This is a genomic window from Paenibacillus sp. JNU01, assembly GCF_059130585.1.
The window spans coordinates 6,806,939-6,821,300 of the sequence record NZ_CP169723.1 but is presented as its reverse complement, the minus strand read 5'-3'; the positions used below and the strand labels follow the sequence as shown (position 1 = coordinate 6,821,300).

Annotated in this window: 9 protein-coding genes; all 9 read right to left on the bottom strand. The window is 46.6% G+C overall.

What is annotated here, in order from left to right:
• Positions 1 to 286: 286 nt before the first annotated feature.
• The 9 genes from treP to glgD all read right to left on the bottom strand — a co-directional run bounded on the left by treP (position 287) and on the right by glgD (position 14,359).
• A complete protein-coding gene (gene treP / locus NLBNIHML_RS30110) occupies positions 287 to 2,305 on the bottom strand; it encodes a PTS system trehalose-specific EIIBC component (RefSeq protein ID WP_494353422.1) in 2,019 nt (672 codons plus the stop codon).
• 28 nt (positions 2,306 to 2,333) lie between these two features.
• Entirely contained in the window at positions 2,334 to 4,055 is a 1,722-nt protein-coding gene (treC, locus tag NLBNIHML_RS30105) for an alpha,alpha-phosphotrehalase (protein WP_494353421.1), read from the bottom strand.
• A gap of 377 nt (positions 4,056 to 4,432) precedes the next feature.
• Entirely contained in the window at positions 4,433 to 5,788 is a 1,356-nt protein-coding gene (dctA, locus tag NLBNIHML_RS30100) for a C4-dicarboxylate transporter DctA (RefSeq protein ID WP_494353420.1), read from the bottom strand.
• A gap of 238 nt (positions 5,789 to 6,026) precedes the next feature.
• Entirely contained in the window at positions 6,027 to 6,719 is a 693-nt protein-coding gene (locus NLBNIHML_RS30095; RefSeq protein WP_339242027.1) for a metal-dependent hydrolase, read from the bottom strand.
• A 95-nt stretch (positions 6,720 to 6,814) separates the two neighbouring features.
• Complete coding sequence (locus tag NLBNIHML_RS30090; protein ID WP_494353419.1) at positions 6,815 to 8,506, bottom strand: glycoside hydrolase family 13 protein; 1,692 nt, start codon at positions 8,504 to 8,506, stop codon at positions 6,815 to 6,817.
• A gap of 367 nt (positions 8,507 to 8,873) precedes the next feature.
• Positions 8,874 to 9,332 (bottom strand): VanZ family protein, encoded by a 459-nt coding sequence (locus tag NLBNIHML_RS30085; RefSeq protein ID WP_494353418.1) that lies wholly within the window; start codon positions 9,330 to 9,332, stop codon positions 8,874 to 8,876.
• A 41-nt stretch (positions 9,333 to 9,373) separates the two neighbouring features.
• Positions 9,374 to 10,243, bottom strand: coding sequence for an effector binding domain-containing protein (locus NLBNIHML_RS30080; protein WP_494353417.1), 870 nt, complete (start codon positions 10,241 to 10,243; stop codon positions 9,374 to 9,376).
• 265 nt (positions 10,244 to 10,508) lie between these two features.
• Positions 10,509 to 12,941, bottom strand: a complete 2,433-nt coding sequence (locus tag NLBNIHML_RS30075) for a glycogen/starch/alpha-glucan phosphorylase (protein WP_494353416.1) — start codon at positions 12,939 to 12,941, stop codon at positions 10,509 to 10,511.
• 314 nt (positions 12,942 to 13,255) lie between these two features.
• Positions 13,256 to 14,359, bottom strand: a complete 1,104-nt coding sequence (glgD, locus tag NLBNIHML_RS30070; protein WP_339242018.1) for a glucose-1-phosphate adenylyltransferase subunit GlgD — start codon at positions 14,357 to 14,359, stop codon at positions 13,256 to 13,258.
• Positions 14,360 to 14,362: the final 3 nt, after the last annotated feature.

The window sequence follows — 14,362 nt, the reverse complement described above, 5'->3', positions numbered from 1 at the left end:
TAAATCCGGGGATAGCATATGCTTCCGATGTAGCTTTCTTGCAGAAAGCTTGCAGGCGAATTGTATGCTTTCGAAGCAGCTTTCTTTCAGAAAGCTTTTAGCTCCGCTTCTTCAGGTCCCTTCTGTCCACTCCGTTTTGTGTAAATGTTTAGTTCAATTTATATAGGAACCTGTATTTCAAAAATGTGATTCTTCCATTTTATATACAGTTTACCATGATCAGAATGAAAATAACTCACAAAAAGGAGCTGCACATCACGCAGCCCCTTCATGTTGTTATATTTAATTAACCTTTCAGATGGACCTTCAACACACCATTTTGATTAGAGGTAACATCACCTGTTGTGACTTCTACCCGTTCAACCATATCTTGGCCATCTGGAATGATAATCGGTGTAATCAGCGGGTATCCCGCATCTTCAATGACCTTACGATCAAACTCCAACAGCTTTTGCCCAGCTTTTACATGCTCGCCAGCTTCGACATGCATATTGAAACCTTCACCCTTGAGGGATACAGTATTAATCCCGACATGGATCAGAACTTGTAGTCCACTCGCGTGTTCAAGAATCACGGCATGTTTACTCTTGATCACATGAGCGACTTGAGCATCGAACGGAGCTACGACCAGGTTGCCGGAAGGCTCAATGGCTACACCTTCACCCATCTGTTTCTCGGCAAAAGCCGGATCAGGTACTTGCTCCAGTGACACGGCCTGGCCTGTTAATGGTGCCATAATTTCCAGCGTATTCACTGCTTCGTCCCCTACTTGAGCTACACTACGTGTGCGCTGGTTTGGTTCAGTTTTGGCAGTGGAAGAGGTAACCGCCGAAGCAGATTGCGATGTAGCCGCTGTAGGCTCAGCATCCGTTCCGTTGCTTGCATTACGATCTTCTTTTCTCAGTTTGGCTCTGCCAAAAAGGACCGTCAGTACAAACGGTACCACCAAGACGATCGCCATGCCGATGAAGAAGACGCCCCACTTGTTAGGGAAAATCGACAGGAAGCCCGGTACACCACCTACACCGATGGAAGTTGCCTGAACATTATTGATCGTCAGCAGCACACCACCAATTGCGGAACCGACCATACCGAAGATAAACGGATAACGGTAACGGATATTTACTCCGAAGATCGCCGGCTCAGTAACCCCGAGGAAGGCCGACACCGAGGATGTTGCCGCAAGTCCTCTCATTTTCTTCTCACGCAGGACAAGCATCATCGCAAGTGCCGCTGAACCTTGTGCGATATTGGACAATGCCAGCATCGGCCACAGGAACGTACCACCCTGGCTACCAATGAGCTGAACATCCACCGCAAGGAATGTGTGATGCATACCGGTGATGACGAGCAGAGCATATAGACCACCGTAGATCAGACCACCCAGCGCCGCGTAGGAATCGTATACATAGATCAAGCCGGATGTAATTGCATTCGCAATGGCGAATGTAACCGGTCCAATAATCGTAAATGCCAGGAATCCGGTAATCAGCAATGTAACTGGTGCAACGACCAGCAGTTTAATGGAATCATGTACTCTTTTGTTCAGGAAAATTTCCATCTTGGCAAGCAGATAGGCCGATACCAGTACCGGCAGAACCTGCCCTTGGTAACCGATCTTCTCAATCTCCCAACCAAACAAATTCCATGTTGGTACTGTGCCATTATTCACGGCATCAGCATAACCGTATGCACTCAGCAGATCGGGATGTACCAGAATGAGACCAAGCACGATCCCGAGCAGCGGACTGCCGCCGAACCTTTTTACAGCTGCCCAACCAATGAGAGCCGGCAGGAACGTGAAGGCTGTACTTGCAATCGTATTAATAATGGACGCAAGATCCTTCCAGGCTGGGTAGACATCCACCAGTGATTTTCCATCAAAGAAAATGCCTGGACCTGTCAGAATGTTATTAATCCCGAGCAAAAGACCTGCCGTGATGATCGCTGGCAAGATTGGAATGAAAATATCCGAGAGTGTTTTAATCGCTCGCTGAATTGGATTTTGCTTTTTACCAGCAACCGCCTTCACATCATCCTTGGAAGAACGATCTCCACCGGTAATCTGAATCATCTCATCATAGACCTTATCCACCAGACCAGGCCCAATAACGACCTGGAATTGTCCCTGGGAAGAGAATTGTCCTTTAACCAGATCATTCTGATCCAGGCTTTCGGTATCTACTTTACTCTCATCATACAAGGCAAACCGGAGTCGTGTAACACAGTGTGTTGCAGCTTCAATATTCTCTTTGCCGCCGACTGCCCGGACGATCTCCTCAACCTGTTTTTTATCAATTGCCATAGTGTCACTTCCTATTTATAAAATATGATTAGTCCTGTTGTGGTACAAGCCACATATAGGATGCATACGGACTGAGCAAGATTTCCTGCATCAGAGCAGGAGCCGCCTCTGTATTACCAATGAGTAATTCAGCTGATTTGCCTGCAATATGATCATTCCAGACCACTTCCGGAAGCGAGAATGTGACGTCCCGTTTACTGAAGTTGGATACCACAATCAGGGTTTCACTTCCATTGGTCCGTGCGTATGCGAATACATCCGGGTGTGCATCGTCCAAACGTTCATACAGACCGTCGATCAGCACGTTTACCTGTTTACGCAGGGCAATCAATCTGCGGTAATGGTAGTAGATCGAATCCGGGTCAGCAAGCTGCTGTTCCACGTGAATGGAAGGATACCGCTCATCCACCTTCAGCCAAGGTGTTCCCGTAGTAAAGCCAGCGTTCTGACTTCCATTCCACTGCATCGGTGTGCGGGAGTTGTCCCGGGAACGCTCCTTCACGATCTCGAACGCTTCCTCCGCTGATTTCCCTCGTTCTTCCTGAAGCAAGCGGTACATGTTCGTCGATTCGATATCGCGGAACTCGCTAACGTCATTCCAGACTGGATTCGGCATTCCGATCTCTTCACCCTGGTATACATAAGGCGTACCTTGCATTCCGTGTATCGTTGTCGCGAGCATCTTGGCACTCTCGGCACGATAGTCACCATCATCAGCGAATCGGGACAGTGCTCGCGGCTGATCATGGTTATTCAGGAACAGTGCGTTCCATCCTCCACCCGCCTGCATGCCTGTCTGCCACTCACTGAAGAGCTGCTTCATCGCTTCAAAATCATACGGCATCAGTTCCCACTTTTGACCATTCGGATAATCCACTTTCAGGTGATGGAAGTTGAACGTCATTGAAAACTCCCGGGAAGCCGGGTTCGAATATTGGATACAATGTTCCAGTGTTGTGGAGGACATTTCTCCGACAGTCACCATGTTGTAAGGTCCGAATACTTCGTCGTACATCTCGGTGATATATTCATGTACACGCGGTCCATCCGTGTAGTACTTGCGTCCATCACCAGGTGATACGCTGCCATCGTCATCCGGGAAACGCTGATCTTTGGAGATTAGGTTGATCACGTCCATACGGAAACCATCTACACCCTTTTCAGCCCAAAACTTAATCATATCCCGTACTGCTTTGCGCACTTCCTCATTCTCCCAATTCAGATCTGCCTGCGTTTTATCAAATAAAGTCAGGAAATATTGTCCCGTCTGTTCATCATACTGCCAAGCAGGTCCACCGAACTTGGATTGCCAGTTGTTCGGCACACCGCCATCCGGGGCAGGATCTTTCCAAATATAATAATCCCGATACGGATTATCCTTGGAAGAGCGGGATTGCTGGAACCACTCATGATCGGTCGAAGAGTGATTCACCACGATATCAATCATCAGTTTCATATCGCGAGCCTTCAGACCTTTCAACAGCTCGTCAAAATCCTCCATCGTCCCATAATCCGGATTAATCCGGTAATAGTCCGCTACGTCATATCCATTATCATGTTGCGGGGATACATATACCGGCTGCAACCACACAATATCGATACCCAGATGCTGCAAATAATCAAGCTTCTCGGTTAATCCACGAATATCTCCGGTACCCGATCCGGTTGTATCATTAAAACTCTTCGGATATACCTGATACACCGTTGATGTCTTCCACCAAGATGACGGAGTTGTATTGTTAGAACTCATGTTAACGCCTCCAATAAATTGTAATGCTCTCATGTGATGTTCTCGGTTAACTTCATATCTATATTACATAACTAAACATGTATATACAAGTTGAAACTATAATATGGTTATTCTTCACCTCTTCTACACATTCCCCATAAACCTTTCCTCTGTAACATTTATTTTGGAATCAGCGTTCGTGAACTCCATGATATCTGTATTGGTACAACAAAAAACCGTCTGTTCTCCCTACATGTGGTGTGGGCAACAGACGGTATATCTTGGTTGAACTTGGTTAAACTTTTTAAATGCACTCTGCTGTTTTTTTACTTTTGTAATGGATTGTTATCATAGGGTTGCTGTCACTTGACTTCATCACCACAGCGGAGCCACGCCTCTTATGACATCTTTGGTGAAACGGAAGCTTTCCCTTGTTTGTCCTGCAGATTCAACTTCAGTAAGGAGAGCGCAGCTTGTTCTTCTCTTTCCAGTTCAGCAGCACTGATCTCCCCAGAGAGCACGGCACGCATTCGCTTTTGATCCAACAAACCTTCCCATTTTGCAACCACGAATGCTGCAACACAGTTGCCCATCAGGTTTGTGAAAACACGCATTGTATCCATAAAACGGTCTGCACCAAGCAGCAGAGCAACCGCTGCTACCGGAAAAGCATTGACGGCTACTGCCGTTGCGGACAGGGCCAGAAATGCGGAGCCAGGTACTCCTGCCATACCTTTGGAACTTAACATTAACACCAGCAGAATCGTAATCTGCTGCATCAATGTCAGTTCAATCCCTACGGCTTGAGCAACAAATACCGTTGCCAATGATAAGTAGATTGAAGCGCCATCCAGATTGAACGAGTACCCCGTCGGCACCACAAGACCCACAACCGCACGATCGCATCCCGCCTTGGTTAGTTTGTCCATCATTCGTGGCATCACCACTTCCGATGATCCTGTTCCAATCGCCAGCATAACTTCAGCACGGGTATACTTCACAAATTGCAGGAAATTCAGCCCGGTGATCCACCAGGCAGCGAGTGCCAACATGATGAGAAACAACAGCGCTGCACCGTAACAGGCCAGAATCAACAGACCAAAGGACGACAATGTGGAAGCCCCATAGGCTCCTACCGTGTAGGCCATGGCTCCAAATGCACCAATCGGTGCAAGTTTCATGATATAACCGATGATGCGGAACACAATGCCGAGCAAGTTCTCAATCAGCGTCAGTACATTTTCTTTTGCTTTACTCTCCGTTGCTGCTAGCGCAACACCGAACAGGCACGCTACGAGCAGTACCTGCAGAAGTGCATTCTGTGCGAAGGCATCCACAACACTTGTCGGAATAATATTCATGATAAAGTCGACCGTGTGCGGTAACTCGGAGCCATTGGTTTTCGCTTCAATGCCACTCGCGTCTATGGTTGAAGGGTCTACGTTCATTCCGGCACCTGGGCGAAGCAGATTGGCTGTCCCCAATCCAAGCACCAACGCCACTGTAGTTGCAATCTCGAACCACACGATGGCTTTCAGTCCGATACGACCTACCGACTTCAGATCCCCGATCTTGGCAATGCCTGTGACAATCACCATGAATATCAATGGTGCGATGATCATTTTGATCAATTTGATGAACCCTGTTCCGAGCGGTTGCAGCAAGCTGCCCAGATCCGGCCACAGGATGCCTACCCCAATCCCGATGATTACCGCGACAATAATTTGAAAAAATAGTGATTTCACAAATGACATGAACGCTCCCCCTGTTTGCGGTCAATTCGGATTTCCGTTTGGTTTCCGTGTAACTTTTTATATCATTCCACACCAGAGTTCAACAATGGAATTTCAATGTTTTTGTCATTTGTACCAACTCTATTGGTGAAAATTGAACCTGAAACCGAAAAAAGACGAATATCGCGTCAGTTATCTTGACGTGATATTCGTCTTTATCCAAAAATACAATTATTATTGAACAGGGGTTAAATGTGGTTTACAGGGTAAGAGAATCTCCCGGGGCCAACACACGCCCTTCCAACCCTTTTGCAGCCAGCTGTTGCACGAAGTGTTCCGCATCCTGACGAATCACCGGGAATGTATCATAATGAACCGGAATCGTCAGTTTGGCATTGAACCATTCGGCCGCTTGCAGTGCATCCTCAGGTCCCATGGTGAAATGTCCACCGATCGGCAAGAAAGCTACATCAATGTCATGACGATCACCAATCATTTTCATATCCCCGAAGAGACTCGTGTCTCCTGCATGCAAAATCGTTTTACCACCAATAGTAATGATATATCCAGCAGGCAAACCTGCATACATAATCCGTTGTTCTTCTTCCAGCACAATCCCGGAAGTATGGAACGCCTGAATCATTTTGGCTTGAGCAAAGCCAAGATCCACCGTTCCGCCCATATTCATGCCGAGTGTATCCAGACCTTTCCAGGACATATATGTAGCCAATTCCACAATAGCCACAACTTTGGCGTTATTCGCTTTGGCGATAGGTTCAGCATCGAGGATGTGATCCATATGTGCATGTGTCAACAATACAACATCGGTCTTGATATCTTCAGGCTTCGTGACGGCAAGCTCGTTGCCACGCAGGAAGGGATCAATGATCAGTGACTTTTCTTCTGTGCCCAGCTGTACACTGGAGTGACCATGGAACGTAATATTTAACAACTCGGATTCCTCCCGACATAGTTTTTATTATTTTGAAACCACTATTGATTATAAGTCATAGCTCTTCACCAACGCAAAAATGGATAACTTCCGTCTCACTGCTTCCTACGATATACCCTTGCTTCATATGGTTGAAGCTGAATGGCACCTTCATCGGTAGAATAACGTCTGCTGACATTGCTGATGATCAGCTTGGCATGCTCCGCATCCCACCCTTCAGGCCACTCCATCTCAGGCTCATGCCCACGGAAATTCAGAATGACCAACATCTGCTCATCATCCAGCGTTCGTGTATAGGCATAGATATCCGGATCATCCGGCAGCAGTAGTTCATACGCGCCATAGATCAGCACTTTATGTTGTTTGCGAAGTGCAATCAGCTTTCTGTAATAATGCAAAATGGATTGTGGATCACTTTCGGCATCAGCTACGTTAATCTCAGGATAATTATCATTCACCTGTATCCAGGGCTGACCTTGGGTAAATCCAGCGTGTTCCGTATCATCCCATTGCATTGGCGTACGGGCATTATCGCGACTCTTCAGCCAAATCGCCTGCATGACTTCATGCTTCGACTTACCTTGACCAATGTAATGATTATAATAATTTTTCGTCTCAATATCCCGGTATTGCTCGATATTCGGAAAAGCGACATTGGTCATGCCGATCTCTTCTCCCTGGTAGATATAAGGTGTTCCTTCAAGTGTAAGCATCCACGTGGCCAGCATCTGAGCAGAACGCACTCGATATTTACCGTCATCACCAAAACGGGAGACCGGGCGTGGCTGATCATGATTGCCCATATAATTGGCGTTCCAGCCTCTACCATGCAAAACCGTTTGCCACCGGCTCATGATTTCTTTGAGATCAGTCAATTTCCATTCCTTGTAGTTCCACTTACCAATTCCGGAAGATTTGGCATCGATGAACATATGCTCAAACTGGAATACCATATTAAGTTCATCACGATCAGTCCCCACATAAGCCAGCGCTTGCTCAGGCCCAAGTCCCGAAGTCTCGCCAACCGTCATAGGTCCGTATGGTTTCAGGATCATGTTATTCAGCTTTTTCAGAATCGAATGGACTTGTTCCAGGTTGGAAAAGAGCTGATATGCCGGAACCACTGGCAGATTGTCCGGATTGTGGGCACTTGGCAGCCCCTCTGCCTTGGCGATATGCGCCACTGCATCGAAACGGAATCCGTCTACCCCTTTTTCCAGCCACCAATGAACCATCTCATACATCTCTTCCGCCATCTGTTCATTGTTCCAGTTGAGGTCGGGTTGCTGTTCCGAGTATAGATGAAGATAATACTCATTCGTTTCGGCATCATGCTTCCACACTGAACCTCCAAAATAGGATTCCCAATTATTCGGCACCTGGCCATTTTTGCCTGAACGCCAAATATAATAATCCCGCTTCGGATTAATCTTTGACGACCGCGATTCGGCAAACCAGGCATGTTCATCCGACGTATGATTCAACACCAGATCCATCATGATCTTGAGACCACGCCTATGTGCCTCTGCCAAGAGTCGATCAAAATCCTCCATCGTGCCATACTTGCGCAGAATGGCGTAATAATCACGTATATCGTATCCGTTATCATGTCCTGGTGAATCATAGATGGGACAGAGCCAGATCACATCCACGCCCAAATTCTCTAAATAATCGAGCTTCTCACATATCCCCTGCAAGTCGCCATATCCGTCTCCGTCCAAATCCTTGAAGCTGTTCGGGTAAATCTGGTATACCACACTCTCTTTCCACCAAACGATATCGCCCACCTCGCTTTCATCTTTGTACTATATAAATTGAACTAAAGGATATTTACACTGGACACTCCGATGAGAGAACAACCATCCAATCGCTGTTATCCCCAGATTTTATGAATTACCCCAATAAGGGGAAAATCCAGGTATAGCCTATGCTTCCGATGCAGCTTTCTTTCAGAAAGCTTTTAGGCGAACGCGTTCGCTTCTTCAGGTTATTTCTGTCCTCTCCGTTTCGTGTAAATGTAGTTCAATTTATATATATAATCTCTGTATACGATATAAATAAGCCGTTAATATGTTTTATCCGAAATGATTCCCTTGTAAACATATGAAAGGGTTCTTATGCAAAAAGACTCGGTCATGGACCGCGATCTGCGGCTCAATTCCGAGTCTTTCCTGGTGATAATAAGAATAGCTTAAATCCGGCGTAACCAATCCAGGCACCGACTGTGTTCAGAATAATGTCATCCACATCGAACGAACCTAAACGTGTAATCAATTGGATGACTTCAACACCAAGCAGAAGCAAAACAACTGTGGATGTGAAGATCAGGAACGAACGACACCTCCGAAACAACCAGGGAATCCAGATGCCCAGTGGAATGAACAATACGATATTGCCGAACAAATTCTTGACCCAGGCATCTGTATGGTACCTCTCCCTCTCCAATAGAAGTGGCCGAATGGTCTCAAAGGGGACGAGATTATATTGATAATACAAGCCTTGCGTTCGTCCACTGACAAACAGTAAATTGCCCATAATCAATACGTATAACACTGCCATGAAACCAACCGTTGCAGGTATCCACTTGGAGTGGAGCCACGACTTTTCGTTCATTCCCTCTATCCTCCGACCTTGTTTTCCGCGAAGCGGTAGGTCTATTTTAACGGGATATAGATCTTCATGTCCAATTGTTCAGGAGTTGATTTCCAGACATCCGTCACTTCAAAGTCTGGTCCTTCCCTCCGTTCATAGTTCGACTGTGGCAGCCAACTGCCATAGATCATTTTCCTGATATCCTGCCCTGAGCCTTCCACGGTGAACTCTGCATACAATCCTCCCGGAATTTCAATCGAGGTAAAACCGGGTTCAAGCACCTGAGATGCTCCACTGCTCTCTTCACCCACAATAAAAGAAAATGCTCCATCCTCTTCGAAATGACAAGCCACACCATAAGCCATATCAGGGCGTGTCCTCTCCGGGATCGCCATGAATCTCTGTTCCACACCAAAATCGTGATAAAATCCAGGTATTTCAGCATAATGCTGATTGTCATTCAGGTTGGTCTTATATTCATAGCCGGCAATCCAGTTCGGTTCCCGTGTGACCAGACGGGGTGTGTTCATATGGAATGTTCCATTAAGCGAAGTTCGATAATCATTGAAATCAATGCTCTGTTGCATCTTCAAAAGAGACAACTGATCCGCTTCCAACTTGCGCAGCTTCGCGGGTGTCATTCCAAAGTAGGCTGAAAATGCACGGGTAAACGCCTCCTGAGATCGATAGCCAAAGTTCATCGCAATATCCAATATGCCTTCCGACGAGCCCCGCAGCATCCCGGCAGCTTCCGTTAATCTTCGTCTGCGCACATATTCCAGTACAGTGAATCCGGTGATCGCCTGAAATAAACGCTGAAAATGAAACGCCGAAAAGCTCGCAGCAGCAGACGTCTCTCTGATATTAAAATCATCCTGCAAATGCTGCTCCAGATACTCAATCGCAAGCTGAATTCGTGTGTAATGATCCATAACATCGTGTCCCCTATCTCATTCGAAATATCAAACGATTTCTTATGTAGTATGACTGAGAATCAGATCTTTTTTTTGATTTTGAGTGCGAACTTGTTCGATGAAAGATACGCGAGTTGCGGTTCTCTTCAAGTTGAATGATACTATGAAACACTGTATGCCAAAATCCCCTTGTTCCACAAGGAGATGTTTAACTCTGCTGGTTGATTAACCAGTAGAGATCACTCTTGTGAACAAGGGGACCTATTTGTCTAGAAATCTATGCTCAACCTTTCCAATTTCCGGACACGGGATGAATACCCCAGATATCTGTGGCATACTCACTAATGGTACGGTCACTGGAGAATATACCGGAATGCGCCGTATTTAATATCGCTTTTCGAGTCCAGCCCGGAATATCCCGATACGCCTGGTCAATGGCAGCATGCGCGTCTGCATAAGCAGCAAAATCACGCAATACAAAGTATTCGTCACCATGGGCAAGCAGTGAGTCATAAATATCCCAGAACTCCCCGTCACGATAACAGAATGCACCTGGATGCACCAATTGCTCCACGACCTCGCGAATGCGTTCATCATGCTGCACAATCTCATTCGGACGATAGCTGCCGGAACGATAGTACTCAAGCACTTCGTCTGCACGCAGACCATAGATGAACATATTTTCCTCTCCAACTTGCTCTGCCATCTCCACGTTGGCTCCATCCATCGTGCCAATCGTCAAAGCACCGTTCATCATAAACTTCATGTTGCCCGTACCGGACGCTTCCTTACCTGCGGTTGAGATCTGTTCACTAACATCCGCAGCAGGAATGATTTTCTCTGCAAGAGAGACGGAATAGTTCTCGAGGAAAAATACCTTCAAGCGGTCATTCACGGCCGCATCCCGATTCACCGTATCAGCGACGGTATTGATCAGCTTGATAATTTTCTTGGCAAAATAATAACTCGGCGCTGCCTTGGCACCAAAGATGAACGTACGCGGTACCATATCAAATGAAGCATCATTCTTAAGTCGATTATACAGATGCATGACATGCAGAATGTTTAACAGCTGCCTTTTGTACCCATGCAGTCTCTTCACCTGTACATCAAAAATGGAATCGGGGTTCACTGATGTCCCGGTATGGTCCAGAATATACGCAGCAAGCCGCTCTTTGTTATCCCGCTTAATCAAACGGAACTGCTCCTGGAATGATGCACTATCCGCAAAGCCAGCTAACTGGTCCAGCTTGCCCGGCTCTGTAATCCATTCGTTACCGATGGTATCCGTAATCAGATCCGACAGTTTAGGATTGGCATGCATCAGCCAGCGGCGATGGGTAATCCCATTGGTTTTGTTATTGAAACGCTCTGGATACAGTGCATAGAACGGAGCCATCTCGCGCTCTTTCAAAATCTCGGTATGCAATGCAGCAACACCATTCACGCTATGACTGCCTACAATGGCCAGATGCGCCATCCGAACCTGATCATTCGCAACAATCGCCAGATGCCCTATACGATCCTGATCTCCAGGATGCCGATCCAGCAGCATGCCACAGAAGCGTTTATTGATCTCTTCAATGATCATGTAGATCCGCGGCAGCAGCTTGCTGATCATGGCTACAGGCCATTTCTCAAGCGCCTCACTCAGTGTTGTATGATTGGTATACGATACAGTACGCGTTGTGATGTCCCATGCTTCATCCCAGCCATAACCCTTCACATCAATCAGGATGCGCATCAGTTCCGGTATAACCAAAGTTGGATGTGTGTCATTAATGTGGAAGGCCACTTTATCTGGCAAACGATCATACGGTAGCTCCAGCTTGTTAAACGTACGCAAGGCACTCTGTACGCCTGCTGAACACATGAAGTATTGCTGCTTCAATCGCAGCAGCTTTCCCTCGTACTGGGAATCATCCGGATACAGGAATTCGGAGATCGATTCAACGGAACGGCTATAATCCAGATAACCGTAGTAGTTCGATGGGGTGTCAAGTGAAGTCTCACGCTTCGGTTCAGCACTCCATAGCCGCAATGTGTTCACATGCGTTTGACCATAACCGATGACAGGCACGTCATAGGGAATGGCTACAACCGCTTCGGCATCTTTGGTAACAAATTGATATTCCCCATCTTGCTCGTGAGCTTCTACCCGGCCCCAGAACTGCACTTCCACTTTTTTGTCTGGACGGCGGACTTCCCATTCATTGCCCTTATCCAGCCAATTGTCGGGTAGCTCTACCTGATTGCCATTGATGATTTTTTGCTCAAACAAACCGTATTTGTACCGAATGCCACAACCATGTCCTGCATATCCGAGTGATGCGAGTGAATCCAGGAAACAGGCAGCGAGTCGTCCCAGACCTCCGTTACCGAGTCCTGCATCCGCCTCCTGTTCTTCTACCTCTTCCAAGGAAAAACCCAGCTCCGCCAGACTATCACGGACGAGTTCCAACTCGTTTACATTCAGCAGATTGTTGCCGAGCAGACGTCCAATCAGGAATTCCAGCGAGAAGTAATAGACCTGTTTATCCTGGCGCTGCTTGAACCCCTGATTCGACGCTGCCCAATCCTGTCCTGCATATTCACGGATCATGCTTCCCAGTACATGGTACACGTCTTCCTGTGTGGCTTCTTCAATCGGTTTGCCCAATTTGCTGACCAAATTCCGTGTAAAGATACTCTTGAACGTTTCTTTGTTGTCAAACAAAAGTAGGTTCCTCCCGGGGAAATCCTGCAGGATGATGGCGGTTCATACACTCAACATTTTGGTTTGAGCATGCGCACGTTACGGTTACGAATCGTTCTTTTGATCGCTGTTATCCCTGTATTTTCTTGAATTTATTATTTAGATGTGAAAATACAGGGATAAAGGCGCCCGCTACGCTTCTTCAGAATCGATTTCGTCCCCTTCACTTACTGCTACGCTCTTTACCAAACAACTTTCGTCTACGAACCTTAAATCCATCCTACAGGATTTTTATTTTATATATATTTATAGAAGATATCGGTTACGTGCGGGCTTTAGATAATAGTGCTTTTCGCTAAAATGTATGGATTCGACCGGTCACCGATCAGCGTCTGTCCTCCGGTCAACTTCACGTCTTTATCCAAAATGACGTTCTCAAGCACTGTCCCTTCACCAATGTAACATTTCTGCATGATAATGGAACCTTTGATTTTGGCACCTTTGGCCACCTGTACACCACGGAACAGAATACTGTCCTCCACCTCTCCACCCACAATGCAACCGTTGGCAAGGAGCGAATGTTTAACATTCGCGGTATCCAGGTATTTGGCAGGCGCTTCATATTTGATTTTGGTTTGGATCGGATCTTCCTTGAACAGTTGTTCATATTGCCCTGTGTTCAGCAGATCCATACTGTTGCGATAATAACTGTCAATAGAATTGATGACTGCGTGATAGCCATCATATGCGTACGCAGCGATATTCAATCCATCCGGATTTTTTTGAATCACATCCCGGAAGAAATGGCTCTCGCCATGATCAATGCAGCGCTGCACCTGGCGCAAGAACAATTCTTTTTCCATGATGAAAATTTCTGTATATATATTCGGGTGATTAGCGCTTTGGTGAATGTCCACCACATTACCGTCCCCGTCATGGTCAACTTTGACACAGGCGTCATGCTCAGGCAGCAGTTGATCCACTTTTTTGCAGACCAGTGTAACGTCCGCTCCTTTGCTGATGTGATACCTGTAGACATCCTGAAGGTCTGCTTTGGTCACATGGCGACTACCTGCATGCACAACATACTGTCCTGCACCTCTGTGGAAAAAGTCCAAATTATTATGAAAATGCTGCAAATCCCCCTGTGATGTGTCTGTTGGATCGTTCCAGTCTGGTGGCAAAATAAACATGCCCCCATGCTTACGATCCAGATCCCAAGGCTTCCCATCACCAAGATGGTCCATCAACGAGCGATATTTTCGTCTAACAAATACACCAATACTCTCAATTCCTGCATTCATCATGTTGGATAGAACAAAATCGATCAGACGGTAACGCCCGGCATAAGGCACCGCGGCTCCGCAGCGAAAGTACGTCAATTCCTTCAATTCCTCAAGTTCATGGTCAAGGTTAATAACTCCGATCAATTGTTTCATCGC